General features: G+C 70.4%; 17 protein-coding genes. 3 read left to right on the top strand and 14 right to left on the bottom strand.

Annotated features, from left to right (window positions below; translation table 11 throughout):
* Positions 1-149: 149 nt before the first annotated feature.
* Complete coding sequence (locus tag FPZ41_RS21050) at positions 150-425, bottom strand: DUF3039 domain-containing protein (protein WP_152864823.1); 276 nt, start codon at positions 423-425, stop codon at positions 150-152.
* A gap of 28 nt (positions 426-453) precedes the next feature.
* A complete protein-coding gene (locus FPZ41_RS21045; RefSeq protein ID WP_165934975.1) occupies positions 454-1,026 on the bottom strand; it encodes a YqgE/AlgH family protein in 573 nt (190 codons plus the stop codon).
* Between the two features lie 314 nt (positions 1,027-1,340).
* On the opposite strand from FPZ41_RS21045, the gene murA reads away from it, so the two are divergent.
* Positions 1,341-2,687, top strand: a complete 1,347-nt coding sequence (murA, locus tag FPZ41_RS21040; protein WP_152864821.1) for a UDP-N-acetylglucosamine 1-carboxyvinyltransferase — start codon at positions 1,341-1,343, stop codon at positions 2,685-2,687.
* 106 nt (positions 2,688-2,793) lie between these two features.
* Here the strand turns inward: murA and FPZ41_RS21035 are convergent, their stop codons facing one another.
* From FPZ41_RS21035 to FPZ41_RS20980, 12 genes are all read right to left on the bottom strand, one after another.
* Positions 2,794-3,075, bottom strand: coding sequence for an HU family DNA-binding protein (locus FPZ41_RS21035; RefSeq protein WP_007382399.1), 282 nt, complete (start codon positions 3,073-3,075; stop codon positions 2,794-2,796).
* A gap of 428 nt (positions 3,076-3,503) precedes the next feature.
* On the bottom strand, positions 3,504-4,919 hold the full coding sequence (locus tag FPZ41_RS21030; protein ID WP_152864819.1) for an NAD-dependent malic enzyme: 1,416 nt from the start codon (positions 4,917-4,919) through the stop codon (positions 3,504-3,506).
* Between the two features lie 374 nt (positions 4,920-5,293).
* Positions 5,294-7,615: a HelD family protein gene (locus FPZ41_RS21025; protein WP_322620517.1), complete on the bottom strand. Its 2,322-nt coding sequence runs from the start codon at positions 7,613-7,615 to the stop codon at positions 5,294-5,296.
* A 195-nt stretch (positions 7,616-7,810) separates the two neighbouring features.
* Positions 7,811-8,641: an anti-sigma factor family protein gene (locus tag FPZ41_RS21020; protein ID WP_152864815.1), complete on the bottom strand. Its 831-nt coding sequence runs from the start codon at positions 8,639-8,641 to the stop codon at positions 7,811-7,813.
* Positions 8,638-9,213 carry a sigma-70 family RNA polymerase sigma factor gene (locus tag FPZ41_RS21015; protein ID WP_131563147.1) on the bottom strand — a complete coding sequence of 192 codons (576 nt, stop codon included), beginning with the start codon at positions 9,211-9,213 and terminating at the stop codon, positions 8,638-8,640. Before FPZ41_RS21015 ends, FPZ41_RS21020 begins: the two co-directional genes overlap by 4 nt.
* A 348-nt stretch (positions 9,214-9,561) precedes the next feature.
* Positions 9,562-10,155 (bottom strand): CGNR zinc finger domain-containing protein, encoded by a 594-nt coding sequence (locus tag FPZ41_RS21010; protein WP_152864813.1) that lies wholly within the window; start codon positions 10,153-10,155, stop codon positions 9,562-9,564.
* Between the two features lie 666 nt (positions 10,156-10,821).
* Entirely contained in the window at positions 10,822-11,976 is a 1,155-nt protein-coding gene (locus FPZ41_RS21005; protein ID WP_152864811.1) for a uroporphyrinogen-III synthase, read from the bottom strand.
* Between the two features lie 183 nt (positions 11,977-12,159).
* Positions 12,160-13,542, bottom strand: a complete 1,383-nt coding sequence (locus tag FPZ41_RS21000; protein ID WP_152864809.1) for a nitrate/nitrite transporter — start codon at positions 13,540-13,542, stop codon at positions 12,160-12,162.
* A 197-nt stretch (positions 13,543-13,739) separates the two neighbouring features.
* Positions 13,740-15,146, bottom strand: coding sequence for an acyltransferase family protein (locus tag FPZ41_RS20995; protein WP_228022867.1), 1,407 nt, complete (start codon positions 15,144-15,146; stop codon positions 13,740-13,742).
* On the bottom strand, positions 15,143-17,329 hold the full coding sequence (locus FPZ41_RS20990; protein ID WP_152864807.1) for a glycosyltransferase: 2,187 nt from the start codon (positions 17,327-17,329) through the stop codon (positions 15,143-15,145). Before FPZ41_RS20990 ends, FPZ41_RS20995 begins: the two co-directional genes overlap by 4 nt.
* The gene (locus tag FPZ41_RS20985) at positions 17,329-18,441 is read right to left on the bottom strand and encodes a hypothetical protein (RefSeq protein WP_152864805.1); all 1,113 of its coding nucleotides are present in this window, start codon (positions 18,439-18,441) and stop codon (positions 17,329-17,331) included. The genes FPZ41_RS20990 and FPZ41_RS20985 overlap by 1 nt, the downstream gene beginning before the upstream one ends.
* A gap of 558 nt (positions 18,442-18,999) precedes the next feature.
* Complete coding sequence (locus tag FPZ41_RS20980) at positions 19,000-19,986, bottom strand: LysR family transcriptional regulator (RefSeq protein WP_152864804.1); 987 nt, start codon at positions 19,984-19,986, stop codon at positions 19,000-19,002.
* A gap of 84 nt (positions 19,987-20,070) precedes the next feature.
* Here FPZ41_RS20980 and FPZ41_RS20975 point away from each other — a divergent pair, with 84 nt between their 5' ends.
* Both FPZ41_RS20975 and FPZ41_RS20970 read left to right on the top strand, forming a co-directional pair.
* On the top strand, positions 20,071-21,480 hold the full coding sequence (locus FPZ41_RS20975; RefSeq protein ID WP_152864802.1) for an MFS transporter: 1,410 nt from the start codon (positions 20,071-20,073) through the stop codon (positions 21,478-21,480).
* Positions 21,481-21,606: 126 nt separating this feature from the next.
* Positions 21,607-22,428 carry an SAM-dependent methyltransferase gene (locus FPZ41_RS20970; protein ID WP_131563155.1) on the top strand — a complete coding sequence of 274 codons (822 nt, stop codon included), beginning with the start codon at positions 21,607-21,609 and terminating at the stop codon, positions 22,426-22,428.
* Positions 22,429-22,527 lie beyond the last annotated feature (99 nt).

Here is a 22,527-nt window from a genome sequence, read left to right as displayed (position 1 = left end):
GCCCCACCCGCCCTCAGGTACGACAGAACCGCGGCACCCGCACCGGGGCACCGCGGCCATACTCGCGACGGCCGTCCCGTCCGCCGTCCCGTCCGCCCTCACCCTCAGGCACGCGCCCTCCCAGGGCGAGGGCGAAGGCGGCCCGGGCTCTACTTGTCGTCGCCGCCCTCGTCCCCGGAGCCCATGGATTCGTAGATCTCCTTGCACATCGGGCACACGGGGTACTTCTTCGGGTCGCGGCCCGGCACCCACACCTTGCCGCAGAGGGCCACGACGGGCGTGCCGTCGAGGGCGCTCGCCATGATCTTGTCCTTCTGGACATAGTGCGCGAAGCGCTCGTGGTCACCGCTGCCGTGCGACGTCTGCGGCGTCGGCTCGACGAGGGTCCCCGTACCAGTTCCGCGCTCGGGCTCAAGAGTGCTCATAGCGCAAGGGTACTGAAGCGCGGAGACATCAGTTGAGCGACGGGTCGTCCGGGTACGTCGCCACCATCGCCAGCTCGCTGCGCTGACGGCGCAGGACCGAGCGCCAGAGTCTCTCCGGGGAGGGCGAGGAGACGTCTCCGGGCTCGGACTCGACGACGTACCAGGCTCCTTCGACGAGTTCGTCCTCCAGCTGGCCGGGCCCCCAGCCCGCGTAACCTGCGAAGATCCGCAGCGAGCCGACCGCCGAGGCCAGCAGCTCCGGCGGGGCCTCCAGGTCGACCAGGCCGATCGCGCCGTGCACGCGCCGCCAGCCCAGGGGGGCGCGCTCGGCGGACGTCCCGCCGGGGATCACCGCGACGCCGAGCGCCGAGTCGAGCGAGACCGGTCCGCCCTGGAAGACGACGCCGGGCTCCCCCGTGAGGTCCGCCCAGCCCTCCAGGATGTCGCCGACGTCCACCGGGGTCGGCCGGTTGAGGACCACGCCGAGCGAGCCCTCCTCGTCGTGGTCGAGGAGGAGCACCACCGCGCGGTCGAAGTTCGGGTCCGCCAGGGCCGGCGTGGCCACGAGCAGCCGCCCTGTGAGCGAGGACACCTCGGTCATGCCAGACATGATCCCGCATCTTGCCCGTGTGCGGGGAGCCAATCCGCGGACCCACAGCCACCCAGCTCAGGGCGCACGGGGGCGCCCCCCGCGCACACCGCCGTCGGCCACCTCGCCGGTGACGCCCCGTGCCCGACGGGGAACGGTTCGTGTTGTGGCGAATCTATGACGTCCCTGGGAGACCCTTGGGCTTACTGAAGGGGGGTAGGCGGCCATTACGCTTGCTCATCGGCTGATGCCGCTTCGGCTCCCGCACCACCGGTCTGCCGATCGCCTGCCGAGACAACTGACCGACTCCACGGAACGCGAGATTCATGACCGTCAACGGCTCTGACGACGTACTGCTTGTTCACGGCGGAACCCCGCTGGAGGGCGAGATCCGGGTCCGCGGTGCGAAGAACCTCGTACCGAAGGCCATGGTCGCGGCGCTGCTCGGCAGTGCTCCGAGCCGGCTGCGCAACGTTCCGGATATCCGCGACGTCCGTGTCGTACGCGGACTCCTCCAGCTGCACGGGGTGACGGTCCGTCCGGGTGAGGAGCCGGGCGAACTGGTGATGGACCCGTCACACGTGGAGAGCGCGAACGTCGCCGACATCGACGCCCACGCCGGTTCGTCGCGCATCCCGATCCTGTTCTGCGGCCCGCTGCTGCACCGCCTCGGCCACGCGTTCATCCCCGGCCTCGGCGGCTGTGACATCGGCGGCCGGCCCATCGACTTCCACTTCGAGGTGCTGCGGCAGTTCGGCGCGAAGATCGAGAAGCGGGCGGACGGGCAGTACCTGGAGGCGCCGCGGCGGCTGCGCGGCACCAAGATCCGGCTGCCGTACCCGTCCGTCGGCGCCACCGAGCAGGTGCTGCTGACCGCCGTCCTCGCGGAGGGTGTGACGGAGCTCTCGAACGCGGCCATGGAGCCGGAGATCGAGGACCTCATCTGCGTGCTGCAGAAGATGGGCGCCATCATCGCGATGGACACGGACCGCACGATCCGCATCACAGGCGTCGACAGTCTCGGCGGCTACACGCACCGGGCGCTCTCGGACCGGCTCGAGGCCGCGTCCTGGGCGTCGGCCGCGCTGGCGACCGAGGGCAACATCTACGTCCGCGGCGCCCAGCAGCGCTCGATGATGACCTTCCTGAACACCTACCGGAAGGTCGGCGGCGCCTTCGAGATCGACGACAACGGCATCCGCTTCTGGCACCCCGGCGGCCAGCTGAAGTCCATCGCCCTGGAGACGGACGTCCACCCCGGTTTCCAGACCGACTGGCAGCAGCCGCTGGTCGTGGCCCTCACCCAGGCCACGGGCCTGTCGATCATCCACGAGACGGTGTATGAGTCGCGGCTCGGCTTCACCTCGGCCCTGAACCAGATGGGCGCCCACATCCAGCTCTACCGCGAGTGCCTCGGCGGCTCCGACTGCCGCTTCGGCCAGCGCAACTTCCTGCACTCCGCGGTCGTCTCCGGCCCCACCAAGCTCCAGGGCGCCGACCTGGTCATCCCCGACCTCCGCGGCGGCTTCTCGTACCTGATCGCGGCCCTCGCCGCCCAGGGCACGTCCCGTGTCCACGGCATCGACCTGATCAACCGCGGCTACGAGAACTTCATGGAGAAGCTCGTGGAACTGGGCGCGAAGGTGGAGCTGCCGGGCAAGGCGCTCGGCTAGCAGCCACCGTCCGTGTACGCCGAAGGGGCGGCCTCCCAAGCCGGGGGGCCGCCCCTGTGGCGTTGCTGGGCCTCGTACGCCGTCCCGTGGTGTACGAGGAGCAGGGTCACTTGCCCTTGGCGGCTTCCTTGAGCTTGGAGCCCGCGGAGACCTTCACGCTGTAGCCGGCCGGGATCTGGATGGGGTCGCCGGTCTGCGGGTTGCGCGCGGTGCGAGCGGCACGGTGGGTGCGCTCGAAGGTCAGGAAGCCAGGGATGGTGACCTTCTCGTCGCCCTTGGCGACGATCTCGCCGACGGTCTCGGCGAACGCGGCCAGCACGGCGTCGGCGTCCTTGCGGGTCACCTCGGCACGGTCGGCCAGCGCGGCCACCAGCTCACTGCGGTTCATGTTGTTACTCCCGTGTTTTCTTGCCGTTGAGGCGTGCCACGCGGCGGAGCCGCATGGTGGGCACCGAAGCCGATGCTGCCAGGATCCTCGGTGGGTCCCCGCACCCGGGTCCTTCCTCAGACCCTCGCGCCCAGGGACGCATCCTGCCTCTACCTGCGACGGTAAAGCCAATCCGGCACCCCTGGGAGTCACACGAACACCCTTGGGAGTCACACGGAAAGCGCCACGGCATCGGCGTGGTGACGCTCCGTTCACCCCCGGCCGCGCACCGCAGGTCCCGACAGGCCTGGACCCAGCCGCCACCCTAAAGGGGACCCCGGACCCCGTGTTCCGCGACGCGCCGTGGCGGGCCGGGCCGTGGCCACTGTCACAGTGGCCACGTCGCGCCCGGCTCGGAGCACGGCTGTACGAACAGCTGTGCGCTCGGCTCAGACCGTCGCCCCGGCCGCTTTCGCCGCGTCCCGGACCGCCCCGGCCACCGCGCCGGCGACCTTGTCGTTGAAGACGCTCGGGATGATGTAGTTCGGGTTGAGCTCGTCCTCGGTGACGACGTCAGCGAGCGCGGTCGCGGCGGCCAGCATCATCTCGGTGTTGACGGTGCGGGACTGCGCGTCCAGCAGACCGCGGAAGACACCCGGGAAGACCAGCACGTTGTTGATCTGGTTCGGGAAGTCGGAGCGGCCCGTGGCCACGACCGCCGCCGTCTGCCGGGCGACCGCCGGGTCGACCTCGGGGTCGGGGTTCGCGAGCGCGAACACGATGGCGTCCTCGGCCATGGCGGCCACGTCGTCACCGTCGAGCACGTTCGGGGCGGAGACGCCGATGAAGACGTCGGCGCCGCGCACGGCCTCCTTGAGCGTGCCGGTGAGGCCCTCGGGGTTGGTGTTGTCGGCGATCCAGCGCAGCGGCGAGTCCGAGGCGGCGTTCACCAGGTCTTCGCGGTCGCTGTGGACGACACCGTGGATGTCGGCCACGACGGCGTTCTTCACGCCGGCCGCGAGGAGCAGCTTGAGGATGGCCGTACCGGCCGCGCCGGCGCCCGACATGACGACACGGATGTCGCCGATCGACTTGCCCGCGACACGCAGTGCGTTCTTCAGGGCGGCGAGCACGACGATCGCGGTGCCGTGCTGGTCGTCGTGGAAGACGGGGATGTCGAGGGCCTCACGCAGCCGCGCCTCGATCTCGAAGCAGCGAGGCGCGGAGATGTCCTCCAGGTTGATGCCCGCGAAGCCGGGGGCGATCGCCTTGACGATCTCGACGATGGCGTCGGTGTCCTGGGTGTCCAGGCAGATCGGCCAGGCGTCGATGCCGGCGAACCGCTTGAAGAGGGCCGCCTTGCCCTCCATGACGGGGAGGGCGGCCTTGGGGCCGATGTTCCCGAGGCCCAGCACGGCGGAGCCGTCCGTCACGACCGCAACGGAGTTGCGCTTGATGGTCAGGCGGCGCGCGTCCTCGGGGTTCTCGGCGATCGCCATGCAGACGCGGGCCACGCCCGGCGTGTAGACCATGGACAGGTCGTCACGGTTGCGGATGGGGTGCTTCGACGCCATCTCGATCTTGCCGCCGAGGTGCATGAGGAACGTACGGTCGGAGACCTTGCCGAGCGTCACGCCCTCGATGCCGCGGAGCTGCTCGACGATCTCGTCGGCGTGCGCGGTGGAGGTGGCGGCGATGGTGACGTCGATGCGGAGCTTCTCGTGCCCGGAGGCGGTGACGTCGAGGCCGGTGACCGAGCCTCCGTGGGACTCGACGGCCGTGGTGAGCTGGGAGACCGCGGTTCCGCTCGCGGGCACCTCCAGCCGGACCGTCATCGAGTAGGAGACGCTGGGCGCCGTAGCCATGACCGACTTCCTCTGCTTTCAGCTGGAGCTGGGTGATGCCGTCCGATCGTCGCACCTACTACGGAGTACGTGGTAGCCGCCCTCGGATTGCGAACGTTTTGTTCGTTGATCAAGCGAGACCGAGCGAGATCAAGCCGGTTCGGGCCAACGAAAGAGGCCCACATCACCAGGCGATGTGAGCCTCTCGCACGCTCAGTGGCACCGACCCGCCATGCTCGCCTCGCGGCAAGTGGTCGCTCGAAGCGACGAAGGTTGGGCCCGGGGGCTTGGATCGAGCCGGTGCCACACCAAGGCTAACAAACAGATCCCGCAAGGCCATTCCCGTAGCAGGAGTTCATCTGTCGGCCCTGTCACGGCCCCGTCGCGGCCCTGCCTCAGTCGCGCAGCAGATCCGGCACCCCGTGCGCGTCCGGTTCGTCCCGCTCGCCCGAGACCACGGTGAGCTGCTGGGTCGCCCGGGTGAGCGCCACGTACAGCACGCGCAGTCCGGCCGGGGACTCGTCGGCGATCTCGGCGGGCGAGACGACGACCGTGGCGTCGTACTCCAGGCCCTTGGCCTCCAGGCTGCCGAGTGCCACGACGCGGTCGCCGAGGCCGGCGAGCCAGCGGGCCGCCTCCTCGCGCCGGTTCATGGCGACGACGACGCCCACCGTGCCGTCGACACGGTCCAGCAGCCGCGCGGCCTCCTCGCGGACCGTACGGGCGAACGACCCCCGTTCGGCCGTGCTGTGCCCATTGTTCGTTGCCACAAAACGCGGCTCGACACCGGTGGACCGGACGGCTGACGGGGACGGGGAGCCGGGCATCGCCAGCGCGAGCACCTTGGACGCCAGCTGGGCGATCTCGGCGGGGTTGCGGTAGTTCACGGTGAGGGTGAAGCGGCGGCGCGGGCGGGTGCCCAGGGCCTCGTCCCGCGCCTCGGCCGCCTCGTCCGGGTCGGACCAGGACGACTGGGCGGGGTCGCCGACGACCGTCCAGGTGGCGTGGCGTCCCCGCCGGCCGACCATCCGCCACTGCATGGGGGTCAGGTCCTGGGCCTCGTCGACGATGACGTGCGTGTACTCGGTCCGCTCCTGGGCCAGGCGCTCGGCGCGCTCGCGCTGCGACTCCTCGCGTACGGGCATGAGTTCGTCGAGGCCGGTGAGCTGGTCGAGGGGGTCGAGCTCGCGCTTCTTCTTGGGGCGGGCGGGCAGGCCTAGGACGGCCTGCAGTTCGTCCAGCATCGCGACGTCGTGCACCGACAGCCCGTCCCGCTTCAGCGAGCGGGCGACGCGGCGCACCTCGCCGGGGGTGAGGATGCGGCGGGCCCAGCGCCCCAGCCGCCGCTCGTCGGCCATGGCGTCCAGCACCCGGCGCGGGGTCAGCTCGGGCCACCAGGCGTCGAGGAAGGCGACGAAGTCGTCCTCACCCGTGATGTCCTCGTCGAACGACGACCGCAGCTCGGCGGCGAGTTCGGGGTCGGTGTGACGGGTCGCCGCTCCGGACCGCGCCCACAGGGCGTCCAGGAGCAGTCGGCGGGCGCGCGGGCGCAGCAGGTTGACGGGGGCGGTCCCGCTGAGCGTGGTGCGCCGGATCGCCTCCAGCTCGCCGGCCTCCAGCTCGAGCCGCCGCCCGAAGGCGACGACGCGCAGCCGGCCCGGCGGATCGTTCAGCTCCAGCGCGCCCCGCGCCGCCTTCCGCAGCACCTTCAGCATGCGGTACGAGCCCTTGGCGCGGGCCACGGACGGCGCGTCGTACAGCGTGGCCTCGGCGCCGTCGACCAGGGACCCGATCGCGCGGATGGCGACCTGCCCCTCCTCGCCGAGCGAGGGCAGCACGCCCTCCGTGTAGGCGACGAGCAGCGGGGTCGGCGAGACGATCAGGATGCCGCCCGCGTACCGGCGCCGGTCCTGGTACAGCAGGTACGCGGCCCGGTGCAGTGCGACGGCCGTCTTCCCGGTGCCCGGCCCGCCCTCGACGTACGTCACCGAGGCGGCGGGCGCGCGGATGACGAGGTCCTGCTCCGCCTGGATGGAGGAGACGATGTCCCGCATGGTGTGACTGCGCGCCTGCCCCAGGGCGGCCATCAGGGCGCCGTCGCCGATCACGGCCAGCTCGTGCCCGTCCAGACGGGCCTTGAGCTCGGGCCGCATCAGGTCGTCCTCGACGCCGAGCACGCGGCGCCCCTTGGAACGGATCACGCGACGCCGTACGACCCGTCCGGGATCGACGGGAGTGGACCGGTAGAAGGGAGCTGCCGCGGGCGCCCGCCAGTCGATGACCAGCGGTGCGTACTCCTCGTCCAGCACTCCGATGCGCCCGATGTGCAGGGTCTCGGCGATGTCGGCCGTACCGTCCTCGCGCACCGCGCCCTCGGCGGGTTCCACGGCTGTGTAGGCGCCGTCCGGCCCCTTCTCGCCGTCCTTGCCGAGCAGCAGGTCGATCCGGCCGAAGAGGAAGTCCTCGTACTCGTTGTGGAGCCGGTTCAGGTGGACACCGGCCCGGAAGACCTGGGCGTCCCGCTCGGCGAGCGCGCCGGGCGTACCGACGTGGCCGCGCTTGGCCGCGTCGTTCATCAGGAACTCCGCCTCGTGGATCTTCTCGTCCAGGCGCCGGTACACCTGGTCCAGGTGTTCCTGTTCGACGCTGATCTCGCGCTCACGGACGGAGTCGTGAACCGAGCCGAGCGCGGTTTCCTGTTGAACCTGAGCGGCCACCGGGCCCCCTTCTGACGTGCTGGGCAGCCGTCAACCGTACGCGAAGGGGACCCTGGGAGGCTATGCGTCCGCCCGGGGCGTGTTCACGGCCCCGCCGCAGAACCACCACGAGCTCTGCGACCGGGGCCCTTCAGATTCCCGCACATCCTGCACATTGACCTACGTATCGGCCTGCGTATCGGCCTGCGTATCGACCTACATACTGACCTTGACGAGCTTCTTGCCCTCGAAGGTCATGACCTCGAAGTAGTCGATCTCGTTCGCGTCCATGGCCAGGCCGCCGTGCGTGTACAGCGGCTCCTTGGCCGCGGGGTCCGTGGCGTTCTTGATGCCGTAGCCCCGTGGCGGGACCGCCCAGGTGGTCGCCGTCTCACGCTCGCCGTTCTTGCCGACCGCGATGAGGGAGCACTTCTCCGGCCCTTTGACGTTCGACAGCTCCAGGACGGCGTGGGTGCCCCATGCCTTGGTCTCCGTGGCGATCGTGGCGCTGACGTCGGTGGACTTGTCGGTGCCCGTGATCTTGTCGCGCATGCCGTCGAAGGCGTCCTTGGCGGGGCTGGCACTTCTGGTGTGCCCGGCCTGGGCGCTCGTGGACGAGTCGTCGCCGCTGGTAGTCGCGAAGACGGCGGTCGGACCGGCGACGATCGCCGCGATACCGGCTGCGAGCGCGAAGAAGTTCCGCCGGCTCCTCTTGGCCCGGTGCTCGACGACCTCGCCGACGAGCCGGTCCGCGAGCTGCGGGCTGGGCTTCGCCGCCAACGACTCTCCGATACCGGGACTGCCCTGCGCCCCGGGCAGGTCCGCGAGCGCGGCCAGCATCGGTTCCATTCCGGCCAGCTCGTCGAGCTGCTGGGCGCACCAGTCGCACGTGGCGAGATGTGCCTCGAACTGGGTCGCCTCGGCATCGTCCAGGATCCCGAGGGCGTACGCGCCCACGGTTTCGTGGATGTCACCGGGTCCCCCCTGTGGGACCCCTCCAACGGGACCGGAGCCCCCGGTTCCGTAACCCCCGTAGACATTCGTCATGCCGTCACCCCGCGCTCCTCCAGAGCCAGCTTCATCGACCGCAGGGCGTAGAACACCCGTGAGCGCACCGTTCCACTGGGGATGCCGAGCGTTTCGGCCGCCTCATTGACCGTACGCCCTTTGAAGTACGTCTCGACCAGGACCTCCCTGTGAGCAGGGGTCAGGTCGTCCAGCGCATCCGAGAGTGTCATCAGCCACAACGCCTTGTCGATCTCGTCCTCCGCGGGTATGACCTCCAGCGGCGACGGGTCGACCTCCTGCGGCCGGGCCTGCCGGCTGCGGTGGCCGTCGATGACGATGCGGCGTGCGACCGTCACCAGCCAGGGGCGTACCGAACCGGTCGCTCGATTGAGCTGACCGGCATTCTTCCAGGCACGGATGAGCGTCTCCTGCACGACGTCCTCGGCGCGCTGCCGGTCGCCTGCGACCAGCCGCAGCACATACGCGAGCAATGGTCCCGCGTGTTCGCGGTAAAGCGCGCGCATCAGCTCCTCGTCAGGCTCCGAGGACTGTGACGCGCGATGTCGTGCCCTGTGCGGGCGTTCATCAGCCACAGCGGAATCCTTGCGCACGGTTACCTCCGGTGTCCGGGGGTTCCCCCAGTCGGTCGCTCATCACGAGTTACGTAGGTAACCAGGACTGTGTTCAACGCGGGGCCACAACTTTGCTGATCCGGGGGTGACTTGGGGCGCGACGAGAGGACAAGGGCCCCAATTCCGGAGCAATCACGGTGCAAGTTGGCGGGAATTGTGAAGAGATGAATCCATGCTGTGAAACTCGACACGTTTAGCTCTTCACAGGATCACGAGCAAGCCCCAACTGACACGAGCCACAAGGAAGTTGACAACCCGTGAGAAGGGTTGGCAGCAAGGGATGAACTGGGGCAAACCCCACAGTGCGGCAGCGTCGCCGGACAGCCCCTACGCCCGGGCCAACGCCGCCCGCCTCCGGTGCCGGGCCACCCGTTCACGGTTGCCGCACGTCTCACTGGAGCACCACCGGCGCCGACGCCCACGGGACGTGTCGACGTACACGATGGGGCAGTTGTCCCCGGCGCACTGCCGAAGGCTCGCGCACGCCACCGGATCGGTGAGCAACTCCACGGCGTCCCGGGCGACCACCGCGAGCAGCCCCGCGCGACCGGGAACCCCGTCGAGCGACCTGACGAGCGTCCCGTCCGCCGTCCGTACGGCCCGGGGGGCGGGGGTCGCCGCCCGCGCGAACGCGTTGATCCGGGCGAGCGCGACCTCGAAGAAGCGCGGGTCGAGGCGGGGTTCCCACCGCACCGTCTGCCCTATGTGGTCCCGCAGTTCACGGAAGTCCACGAGCCAGGACACGTCGGTACCCACCAGTTGGGTCCCCGGCGGCACGCAGCCCGCCCCCGCGATCCATGCCCGCAGCCGCTCCACCGAGTGCAGCTGCTCCTCGGGGTGCGTGGTCGCGAGGAGATCCAGGCAGAGCCGTCCACAGTCGAAACGCGGCTCGTACGAGGCTGTGGCCGTACCCAATGCCATGTGCCTGTCACCGCCTTGGAGTCGGCGAAACCGAACGCCGTGCGAGGGGTTCGTACCCTTCACAGTCCGGGCCGACTCCCTCCGGGGGTTGACCGGTGCGATCTCGTCTGCCGGGTTTCTGTCTGTGGGCGGCTGCGGGTCCGTCGTGGCTGGTCGCGCAGTTCCCCGCGCCCCTTAAAAGCGCGGGCGCGCCCGTCGCCGCTACGCGCCGTAAGTTCTGTGCACATCGCCGCAACGCACCACGAGTTCCGTACTCATGGCCGGCAACGCGCCGCGAGCTCCGTACATATCGCCGCAACGCGCCGCGAGCCCCGTACTCATCGCCGCAACGCGCCGCGAGCCCCGTACTCATCGCCGCAACGCGCCGCGAGCCCCGTACTCATCGCCGCAACGCACCGCGAGCCCCGCACCCATCACCGCACCGAAGGCGGCGTGGGCGGCGCCCGCCCCCACGCGCCCGGCGGCCGCGTACGGACGTGAGGGGGTGTGCCGGGAGGTGTCCGCCCGCAGCGGCCGGCGTCCGCCGCCGGGCACATCGCACCCCACAGAACCGCCGGACCGAGGACGGAGACCTCCCGGCGCGCACCCGACCCACGAACAAACGCGTAGGCGGCCAAGCTACGACGGCGGGAAAGCCGACCCCCGCCAAGACCAGGACGCCGCCGATCAGGCGTCCGCGTACTTCGAGTCCGTGGCCGGATCCAGTGCCAGCCGGTACCCCCGCTTCACCACGGTCTGGATCAGCTTCGGAGTACCCAGCGCCGTCCGCAGCCGCGCCATGGCCGTCTCCACGGCGTGCTCGTCCCGCCCGGCCCCGGGCAGCGCACGCAGCAGCTCCGCCCGGCCGACCACCCACCCCGGACGTCGGCACAACGCCCGCAGCAGGGACATCCCGGCGGGCGGCACAGGACGGAGGTCCCCGTCCACCATCACCGCATGACCCCGGATCTCCACGCGATGCCCGGCGACGGGCAGCGCACGAGCACGTCCGGGCAGCTCCTGGCACAGCAACTGCACCAACGGCCCCAGCCGGAACCGCTCGGGCTGGACCGTGTCCACGCCCCGCGCCTGCAACGGCAGCGCGGTGACCGGCCCCACACACGCGGGCAACACGTCATGGTTCAACGCGGCGAGCAGCTCGGTCAGCAACCCCCGCTCCTCCGCCCGCGACAGCAGCGACGCCGCCGCAGGGGCACTGGTGAACGTCAGCGCGTCCAGGCCACGGCCGACCGTCGCGTCCAGCAGACGGTCAACGGGACCGATGTCCTCCGGCGGCATCCAGCGGTAGACGGGCACGCCCACCACCTCCGCTCCCCCGGCCCGCAACGCCTCCACGAACCCCGGCAGCGGCTCGCCGTGCAGCTGCACAGCGATACGGCGCCCCTCGACGCCCTCCTCCAGCAGCCGGTCGAGCACCTCGGCCATGGACTCCGAGGACGGCGACCACTCCTCGGTCAGTCCCGCGGCCCGGATCGCGCCCTTCACCTTGGGCCCGCGCGCAAGGAGCTCCACCTCGCGCAGCCGGGCCAGCAGAGCCTCACCGAGTCCCCAGCCGTCGGCGGCCTCGATCCAGCCACGGAAGCCGATGGCGGTGGCGGCCACCACGACGTCAGGGGCCTGGTCGAGCAGTTCCTTGGTCGCGGTGAGCAGCTCGCTGTCGTCGGCGAGCGGCACGATGCGCAGCGCCGGCGCATGGAGGACGGACGCGCCGCGCCGCTGGAGCAGGGCTCCGAGCTCGTCGGCCCGTCGCGCGGCCGTCACGCCCACGGTGAACCCGGCGAGGGGCCCGTGGTCTGCTGGTCGCTGCTGTTCGTCGTCCATGTCTCGTCCCGCAGTCGAGTCGTTGCAGCACTGGTGCAGCACTTACGTGCCGAACGAGCCTGTCAACGGCGCATGACAGACTCGGTTCGGCTTCATGTCGGCGGTGTTACCGATACCGCCTCGCGTCAAGGCACCGGGACACCGGAGAGATACCGGATGGATACCGGATGCGCGTAACCGTCATCACACCTCTGCGTAGCTGAGCTGCGGCTTCGCCTCGGTCGCGGCCGCGGTCCCGGCCTTGGCGCCCGCCGGGCGGCGAAGGTATACGGCCCAGGTGACCACGAAGCAGACCCCGTAGAAGGCGAGGAAGGAGACGAAGGCACCGGTACCCGTTCCGACAGTGAGGAAGGACTGGCGGAACGCGAGGTTGATGCCGAGGCCGCCGAGCGCGCCCACCGCTCCGATGATGCCCATGGACGCCCCGGACAGCCGGCGCCCGTACGCGGCCGCCTCCTCGCCCTGGAGCCCCTTGGCGAGGGCCTTGGCCTGGAAGATGCCCGGGATCATCTTGAAGGTCGAGCCGTTGCCGAGTCCGCTGAGCACGAAGAGCGCGATGAACGCGGTGGTGAACAGCGGCAGCGACTTCTGCATGGACGCGATGACGATGACCCCGGTGGCCGCGGCCATGGCGACGTAGTTCCACAGGGTGATCCGCGCGCCGCCGTAGCGGTCGGCGAGCGCGCCGCCCACGGGCCGGATCAGCGAGCCGAGCAGCGGGCCGATGAAGGTGACGTAGGCGGCCTGCAGCGGCGTACGGCCGAACTGGGTCTGCAGGACCAGGCCGAAGGCGAAGCTGTAGCCGATGAAGGAGCCGAAGGTGCCGATGTAGAGGAAGGACATGATCCAGGTGTGGGCGTCCTTGACGGACTCCTTGGCGGCACCGGTGTCGTTCTTCAGCGACGCGATGTTGTCCATCCTGAGGGCGGCGAGGACCGCGGCGACGACGATGAACGGGATGTAGATCCCGAGCAGCACCCGCGGACCGCCGCTGGCGCCGATCACGGCGAGGCCGACGAGCTGGACGACCGGCACGCCGATGTTGCCGCCGCCGGCGTTGAGGCCGAGCGCCCAGCCCTTCTTGCGGAGCGGGAAGAAGGCGTTGATGTTGGTCATGCTGGAGGCGAAGTTGCCACCGCCGATACCGGCGAGCATGGCGCACACCAGGAACGTGGTGAACGAGGTCCCCGGCTCCATCACGACGAACGCGGCGACGGTCGGCACGAGCAGCAGGCTCGCGGAGACGATCGTCCAGTTCCGCCCGCCGAAGAGGGCGACCGCGAAGGTGTAGGGGACACGCACGACGGCGCCGACCAGCGTTGCCATGGACACGATGAAGAACTTGTCGGCCGGGGTGAGCCCGTACTCGGGGCCCATGAAGAGCACCATCACCGACCACACGGTCCAGATGGAGAACCCGATGTGCTCGGACAGCACGGAGAAGAGCAGGTTGCGTCGGGCGACCTTCTCGCCGGTCTCGTTCCAGAAGGCCTCGTCCTCCGGATCCCAGTGCTCGATCCAGCGGCCTCCCTTACTGGATGCGGGGGCTGTGTTCGGGGGTGTCATGACGCCTCCACGGGGCTCCGGTGCTCAGATCCGTACTGGTGCTCAGATCCGTATGGGGGGGTGCTGAGGGGTGATGAGTCCCGAAGGTAGGGAGGGCGCGTTTCCTGCCTGTGGCACCGAGTGACCGGAAAGGAACTTTGCTCTCACGAGGACGCGGACCCGTCGGTGAGGACGGGCCCGCGCGGGTCTGCGTCGAATCAGGCCTTTCGCCTGCTCCCCCCACGCTTCGCGCCGTTCGGCCACAGTCTGGGGCTCCGCTTGGCGGCGATGTCCTCGATCCAGCCCAGCGCCACGACCGCCAGCCCGATCAACGGCCACACCAGCACGAACATCCAGATCATGTACGTCGTGTCGAGTGCCGCGGCCGCGCTCTCGCTCTGCATGAACGGGAGGTCGTAGAACAGGTCGAGGAGCGGGACCGTCGCCATGATCAGGAGGTTGTGCCAGAGGTAGATGGTGACGGCACGGTTGTTCGAGAGGGTGACCAGCTTGTCCCAGCGTGCCAGCCTGCCGGGCAGTTCCTGCCAGGACGGGGAGTACTGGAGAAGGATGACGACGAACCCGAACGACCACGTGGCCTGGGCCAGCGGGATGTCGTTCAGGTCCCAGCCGTCCGGGCCCAGATGGCCCGAGGCCCACCACAGGCCGAAGGCCATGATCAGAGCGGAGCAGGAGACCGCCATGTAGCGGGGGATCTTCGCGAGGAAACCCTCGTGGTGGGCGATGCCCAGGACCCAGCAGCTGCCGTAGACCGCGAAGTCGGTCACGGCGTTGCCCGTCTCACCGGGGATCGTGACCAGGCCCGTGCCGACGACCGCCGTCAGGGCGAGCGGGGCCAGGAGCGTCACCCAGGGCACCCTGCGGAACGCCCACAGCAGCAGTGGGGACGCGACCACGAACCACAGGTACGCGCGCAGGTACCACAGCACACCCGCCGCCTGGACCGCCCAGGTGTCCTCCAGGAGCCCGGACTTGGAGCCGATGCTCCACGGGAAGGGCGGGGCTCCGATGGGGATCACATAGTTGATCAGCTCCACCCAGCCCCACGTGGGACCGTCGGACGACTTCCCCGGATCCCAGCCGCCCGCGAACATCAGCGCCAGCGCCACCACGCTGAACGCCCAGAGCGGTGGGAGGAGCCGACGGATCCTGCCCCGGATCACGCCCCACGCCGGGCGGCTCAGCGAGCGCGCCATCAGCGAGCCCGCCAGCGCGAACATCACGCCCATGGAGGGGAACAGGACGGTCAGCCACGCCCAGCCGAAGAGGTGGTACGCCACGACGCGGACCAGGGCGATGGAACGGAGCAGATCGAGGTAACGGTCGCGGCCGGGCTTCTTCGGCTTCGCGGCGGGCTCGGCCTCCGGCTGCTTGACGTGCACCACGGGCTCGGCCTCCGACTGCTTCACGTCATGCTCGGGCTCGGGCACCGGCTGCTTCGCTTCAGGAGCCCGCCCCTCCGGTACCGGCGCCTCGTCCGCACGCTGCTGCGGCACACCGTATGTCTCCTCGTACACGGCCCAGTACGGGTTCTCGGCGCCGGTGGACCTCTGGTCGGCGGACCGGTGGTCAGTGGACCTCTGGTCCTGGTATCCCTGCGTCATCCCACCGGCCTCCGCTCGCTGTCGCCCCGCACCCGCTGCCCGGGCATGCCCGCGGGAGGTGCCCCGACCACGCCCGTGCGCCGCAGTTTCTGCCAGCGCAGGCGGCCGCCGGTGAGGGCGGTGATCCAGGACTGGAGCAGGACGACGTACATCAGCTGCCGGTAGAGGATCTGCTGGAGCGGGAGCGAGACGAGATGGGTCATGCGTTCCCGGTCGAGGCGGAAGGCGTAGGCGGCGCAGACCGCCTGGACGGCGAGGACTCCCAGCCAGGCCCCGATGGTCTTCTCGGTCGGGCCGAAGACGAGGCCGTAGAGGAGGAACACGTCGATCAGTGGTGCGAGCAGCGGCGCCACGACCATGAACAGCGACACCAGCGGCAGACCGACGCGGCCGAAGCGGCCCGACGCGCCCTTCTCGATGATCGCGCGGCGGTGCTTCCAGATCGCCTGCATCGTGCCGTACGACCAGCGGTAGCGCTGCGACCACAACTGCTGGACCGTCTCGGGTGCCTCGGTCCAGGCGCGAGCGTCCTCCGCGTACACCACGCGCCAGCCGTCGCGGTGCATCGCCATGGTGATGTCGGTGTCCTCGGCGAGCGTGTCGTCGCTCATGCCGCCGACCCGTTCGAGGGCCGAGCGGCGGAAGGCGCCGACCGCGCCGGGGATCGTCGGCATGCAGCGCAGGATGTCGTACATACGGCGGTCGAGGTTGAAGCCCATCACGTACTCGATGTGCTGCCAGGCGCCGATCAGCGAGTCCTTGTTGCCGACCTTCGCGTTGCCCGCGACCGCGCCGACGCGCGGGTCGGCGAAGGGCTGGACGAGCTCGCGGACGGTGGACGGTTCGAAGACCGTGTCGCCGTCCATCATCACGATCAGGTCGTAACGGGCGTTCCGCAGACCGCGGTTGAGGGCGGCCGGCTTGCCCGCGTTGTGCTGGCGGACGACGCGTACGCCCGGCAGGCGCATGTTCTCGACGATGCGGGCCGTGCCGTCGCTGGAGCCGTCGTCGATGACGATGACCTCGATGGGATGCTCGCTCGCCATCAGCGAGTTCACCGTGTTCTCTATGCACTTGGCCTCGTTGTACGCGGGCACGAGCACCGAGACCGGTTCGGTGACCGGGGCGGCCGGGCCCCAGCGGAAGTTCTTCCTGCGGACGCGGCGGGCATGCATGCCGGACAGCAGAAGCATCAGTCCGAAGCGGGTGAAGACGAGGACGCCGATGACGGCGAGGCCGACCACGAGCCCCGAGGTGATGTTCTCGGACGCCTGGACGAGGAAGATCCACGCCTCGCCCTTGAGCGCGTCGAGCCCGTGCACCTCGGTGTGCGCGCTGGCCACGCCGAGGGCCTCGCTGAGGTTGTCGAGCTCGTAGCCCTGCTCCTTGAGCATGGGGATGAACTTGTCGAGCGCCGCGACCGTCTGGGAGCGGTCACCGCCGGAGTCGTGCATCAGAACGATGGCGCCCTTGCCGTCCTCGGGCATGGAGCGGCGGATGATCTCGTCGACGCCCGGGCGCTGCCAGTCCTCGCTGTCGGTGTTGTTGACGACGGTGATGTAGCCGCGGGAGCCGATGTACTCCGTGACCGGCCAGGAACTGTTGTCCATGGCGTCGGCGAAGGACGAGTACGGGGGCCGGAACAGCGAGGTGCGGATGCCGGCCGCGCCCGCGAGCGCGAGCTGGTTCTGGGACAGCTCCCAGTCGATGCGCGCCTTGGACTGGTACGACAGGTCGGGGTGGTTGAAGGTGTGCAGGCCCACCTCGTGGCCCTCGTCGACCATGCGCTGGACGAGGTCCGGGTGGCGGGAGGCCATGGTGCCGGTGACGAAGAAGACGGCGTGCGCCTGGTGCTTCTTCAGCACGTCGAGCACCTTGGGCGTCCACGTGGGGTCCGGGCCGTCGTCGAAGGTGAGGACGAGCCGCTTGTCGTCCACCTTCAGGCCTTGGGCCCGGCCACTGCGGGTGTCGATGACCGGGCCACCCTCAAGGATCTTCTCGGGCACCTTGTCGGAGGAGACCGGAGGGCGGACCCGGTGGTCGGCGAGGATCTCGCTGTGCACATAGCCGCGCAGCATCAGCATCGCCATCAGCGCGGTGAGGAGGAGCACGGGAAGCAGGTAGCGCAGGGGCAGCCGACGGCGGGTGCGCGGGGCCGGGCCGTGGCGGTTGGTGCGTGCCATCAGGCGATGTTCTCCGGGTACTCCGGGGACAAGGAACTGGGTGCGGCGCCGGAGGCGACGGGGCCGGGGCCAGGGGCGCCTCCAGCGACGGGGCCGGAGCCGGCGTCCGTGCCCGTGCCGCCGCTGGTGTCCGTGGAATCCGTGGGCGCGGGTGACGGGTCGGACGGGGTGCTGGGGTCCGGCGGGTCGGGCAACGAGGGCGGCTCGCCGGTTTCCGGGGCCTCCGGTGAGGGGTCGCCGGCGGGCTCGTTCGGGCTGGTCGAAGGCCGCGGACCGGTGCTCGCGCCCGGGGCGGGGGCCTCCCCCGAGGGGTCGGCCGAGGCGCCGGAGCCCGGCGGCGGCGTGACGTCGGCCGTGGGCGACGTGCCCGCGCTCGGCGAACCGCTCGGTGTCTGTGACGGGTCGGCCGGCAGCGGGGACGTGTCGACCTGTTTCGCGGGCTCGTCGTCCTGCTGGCCGAGGCCCGGCATCCAGGGCGCGTCGGAGTTGCCCGACATGAGCGTGACGCCCATGACGACGGCGTAGACCGCGCAGACGAGGCCGACGACTATGCCCATGCGGCGCAGCCTGCTACGACGGCGGCCGGTCTCGTCCACGAACACCGGGCCGTCCGAGTCCTGCCCGGCGGGCGCGTCCTTGGCCTGCTGGACCAGCCAGTCCTCCAGCTCCCGCCCCACACCGTCGAGTTGAACAGTCACCTCGTGGGGGTCGTGAGTGTGGCCGGGCTCGTCGGACTGCTCCCAGGCCCGCGACGGGTCCGTGACCGGCCCGGGCTCCGGCTCCGGATTGCCCGGCACCTGGTCGATCGGCCGAGTGTCCGGGGCCTGGTTGGTCGGCCTGTCCGAGGCGTGCCGGGGCCGCTGAGTGCCCGGGACCTGCCCGAACCCTTGCTCGTCCGGGACCTGCTCGAACTTCTGTGTCTCCGGGGCCTGCTCGAATCTCTGCATGCCCGGGACCTGCTCGAACTTCTGCGTGCCCGGGACCTGCTCGAATCTCTGCGTGCCCGGGACCTGCCCGGCCTCCGGGTCGGTGAACCGGGCCATACCTGGCTCGCTGAACTGACGGGTCTCGGCTGCCGCGTCGTACCGCGACGGCTCCTCGGCGCGTCCCATGCCGCCTTCCGTGTCGTACTCCGTTGACTCGCGTGAATGACGCGATGTGAAGTACGAGAATCCGGTGGGCGGCGACTCACCGCCGTTGTCCGCGCCTTGACCGAATGCCGACGATTCCGGCGACTCCGACGACACCGAAGACGCCGACGGCTGTCTCGGTACGCGGACGTGTTGCGTCCCCGCCCATGACATGGTCCGGCCGACCGCGTCCGGCCAGTCGGCCTGCCGGCCGCTCCGGTGTCGGTCGCCGCGATCACCGGTCGCGTCCCGTCCCGACAGTCCCGTTCCGGTTCCGATTCCCGGTCCGGGTCCGGTTTCACTTCTGCTTGCGCCCTCGCCCGGATTACCGGTGTTCCGCCGGTCCGGTTGGGCGTCTTTCCGCCAGTCGTCCACTCGCACGCTGATCCCCCCAAGGGACACTTTCGGGCGCGCGAACGATCCGGGCACTTCGCACTTTCTTGTCCGGACCGGGCCCCCACCCGGTCCGGGCGCCCCCCTCTATCACATGCGCCCGGGCCAAGAATGTAGCGCACGTGGGGGAAGTGTGCGCGCGGTGTATCAAGAACCGCTCATCATAAAGAGTGCATCTATGGCCGGAATCCATCCATCCGCAGGGTGCTTCAGCCACCCTTCCTCGGCCGCGAGTTGGTCCACAGCACATCCGAGGGCCTCAACTCCCGGATGCCGGAACCCCTTTCGCCACACCAGTGACACGGGTGACAGGGGAACGGGGTCGACGAGGGGCCGGATCACAGTCCCGGGCACGGCCGGAAAATCCAGCACGGCGAGGACGGGGTTCCGGTTCTTGGCCATGATCCGCTGGAACTCCTCGGCCCCGACGGCGAGCGGCTCGGGCGGCGACACCTCGATGCCGCGTCCCTCGAAGAGCTGACGCGCCAGGTCCGTCCACTCGGGCGTACGGGGGTTGCCCGCGCCCGCGTACACGCTCTCCCCGGCGAGCGCGGCGAGGGGGACCTCGTCCCGCGGGGCCAGCCGGTGGTCCTCGGGAAGGATCACGGCCATCGGCTCGTACCGCACCGGCCGTTGTGCGAGGCGGCCGCGCACCGCCGGGTCCAGCCCCGCGAACCGGCCGAACGACGCGTCGAGCCGTCCGGCGAGGATCTCCGCGGCGGCCCCCGTGAGGCCGCTCTCATAGCGGGTCATGAGCTCACCCTCGGGGGCGAGTTCGCGGGCGCGGGCGAGGACGCGCTCACCGACGAGACCGGGGCTGTTGACGTCGACGAACAGCGGCCGCCGCGAGGCCGCCCTCCCGGTCGGCACCTGGAACGCCGCGACCAGTTCCTCCTGCGCCTCCAGCACCCGCCGCGCGTACGGCAGCAGCCGGGCGCCGTCGGCCGTCAGCGCCACCTGCCGGGTCGTCCGTACGAAGAGCTCGGCGCCCAACTCCTTCTCCAGCCGCCGGATGTCGCGGCTGAGCGCCTGCTGGGCGATGTACAGCCGGGCGGCGGCCCGGGTGAAGTGCAGTTCCTCGGCGACGGCGAGGAAGGCGCGGAGGAGTCGGGGATCCACGGTCGGGGCGGGCATCCGGCGAACTTACAACACAGGTGCGTCAATCGCCACGGAGCAGGTGTTGGACGGTTGATCACGTGGGGGACGACGGTGGTGCCCATGCCGCAACCACCCGCCGACGGCCCCCGCAGCCCCCTCCTCACGGTCACCGCCGACACGTTGGTGGCCGCGGACTTCAGCCCGCGCCGGCAGCGTCCCTCCCGGAGCCGCGCCGGAGCGGCCGGCCCGCTGACCCCGTACCGCCGCCTCTTCGCTCTCCCCGGCACCCGCGCCTTCACCGTCGGGGGGCTGCTCGCCCGGCTCCCGATGGGCATGTTCAGCGTGAGCGCGGTCGTCATGATCGCCGGGTCGCGTGGTTCGTACGCCCTCGCCGGGGCCGTGACGGCGACGGGGCTGGCCGCGACGGCACTTCTGGCCCCCTGGACGGCGCGGCTGATCGACCGTCACGGGCAGGCGCGGGTGGCCGTGCCCGCCACGGTGGCCGCGGTCCTGTGCAGCATGGCGCTCGTGCTCTGCGTGCGTTACGGCGCGCCCGACTGGACCCTCTTCCTCTGCTACGCGGCCACGGCGACGACCCCGAACACCGGCGGCATGTCCCGCGCCCGATGGGCCCATCTGCTGCGGGACGACGCGGCGGCCCGGCACACCGCGAACTCCTTCGAACAGGCCGCGGACGAACTCTGCTTCATGCTCGGCCCGATCCTGGCGGCGTTCCTGTGCACCGCGGTCTTTCCGGAGGCGGGCACGCTGGTGGGCGCCGTGCTGCTGCTGACGGGCGTGATGGTCTTCGCGGCCCAGCGTTCGACTGAGCCACCCGCGTCGGGACGCCCGGCTTCCGTGCCGGGACGCCCGGCGTCCGCGTCACGACGTCCGGCGTCCGTGTCACGACGTCCAGCAGCTGCTTCATCCACGGCGTCCTCGCCACTCCGCGCGGCCGGCATGCGGCCGCTGTTGGCAGTCTGCCTGGCCATGGGCGCGGTCTTCGGGGCGATGGAGGTCGTCACGATCGCGTTCGCGGACGCGGAAGGGCGCCAGTCGGTCGCGGGAGTCGTCCTCGGCCTGCAGGCGGCCGGTTCGTGCGCGGCGGGGCTGGTGTTCGGCGCGCTGAAGCCGGGCGGATCTGCCTCGCGGCGCCTCCCCTGGTGTGTGGCCGCGATGACGGCGCTGATGACCCTCCCCCTCCTCGCGGCCACCCTCACCGGCTCGCTCACGGCGCTCGCGGTCGCCCTCCTCCTCGCCGGTATGGCCACCGCACCCACGATGATCACCACGATGACCCTGGTCCAGCAGCGCACACCCGAGGGCCGCCTGAACGAGGGCATGACCCTGGCGGTGACAGGGCTCCTGGGCGGGATCGCGTGTGGTGCGGCGGTCGGGGGCCGGGTGACGGAGCAGGTGTCCGCGACCGCGGGCTACTGGGTACCGGTGGCGGCGTCGTTGACGGCCGTACTGATCGCCGTACTCGTCCGACCTCGTGCCCCTCGTGCCCCTCGTGCCCCTCGCAGGTGAGGATCGATGGCCAAAACCCCACGGTGCGTGAGCCACAAACCTCTGCAACACACGTGCCCCAATGGCGAGTTGGCCTAGGTTGGTGGGTGCTCTGATCACCAACACCGATCCGCAGGAGGCCCTGCCGTGTCAGACCCCAATCGCCTGATCACCGCCGCCGAGACACGGACCAGGATCGACACCTCCAAGCCGCACTCGGCCCGCTTCTGGAACTACTTCGTCGGCGGCAAGGACAACTACGAGGTCGACCGGGAGATCGGGGACCACATCAAGGAGATCTTCCCCGGCCTCGTCGACGTGGCGGTCACCAGCCGGCACTTCCTGGGGCGCGCCGTCCGCCACCTGGCCGGGGAGCCGGGCATCCGGCAGTTCCTGGACGTCGGCACCGGCCTGCCGACCGCCGACAACACGCACGAGGTCGCCCAGCGCGTGGCGCCGGACGCCCGGATCGTGTACGTCGACAACGACCCCATCGTGCTGGCCCACGCGAAGGCCCTGCTCACCAGTACACCCGAGGGCCGGACCACCTACCTGGACGCCAACCTGTACGAACCCGAGGCCGTTCTCGAAGCCGCCGCGGACACACTCGACCTCACCCAGCCGGTCGCCCTGATGATCCTCAACACGCTGGGCCATGTCGCCGACTACGACGAGGCGCGCGAACTGGTGCGGCGGCTGATGGCCGGCCTCCCATCAGGAAGCCACCTGGTGATCAGCGACAGCACGGCCACCAGCGAGGGCATGATCGCCGCCTCGGAGGCGTACAACGCGAGCGGCGCGGTGCCGTACTACGTGCGCAGCATCGGGGAGATAGCCGGGTTCTTCGACGGTCTCGAACTGGTGGACCCCGGCATCGTCCAGGTACCCGAGTGGCGCCCCGAGTCCTCTGGTTCAGCCGATCCTGCCGCTGCCGTCGACGCCTACTGCGGGGTGGGGCGCAAGCCCTGACCCTGCGCCCGGTCCGGGCCGACCTCGGGCCGGTGCCGTCCGGTCCGGTCCGGGGTCGAGCACGGGGGCAGTGACTCAAAACCCGCGCCCCGTCAGCCC

Origin of the sequence: Streptomyces acidicola (genome assembly GCF_009377235.1) — a bacterium.
GTDB classification, from domain to species: domain Bacteria; phylum Actinomycetota; class Actinomycetes; order Streptomycetales; family Streptomycetaceae; genus Streptomyces; species Streptomyces acidicola.
Note: the sequence above shows the minus strand (reverse complement) of the source record. Positions and strands in the feature narration are given on the sequence as shown.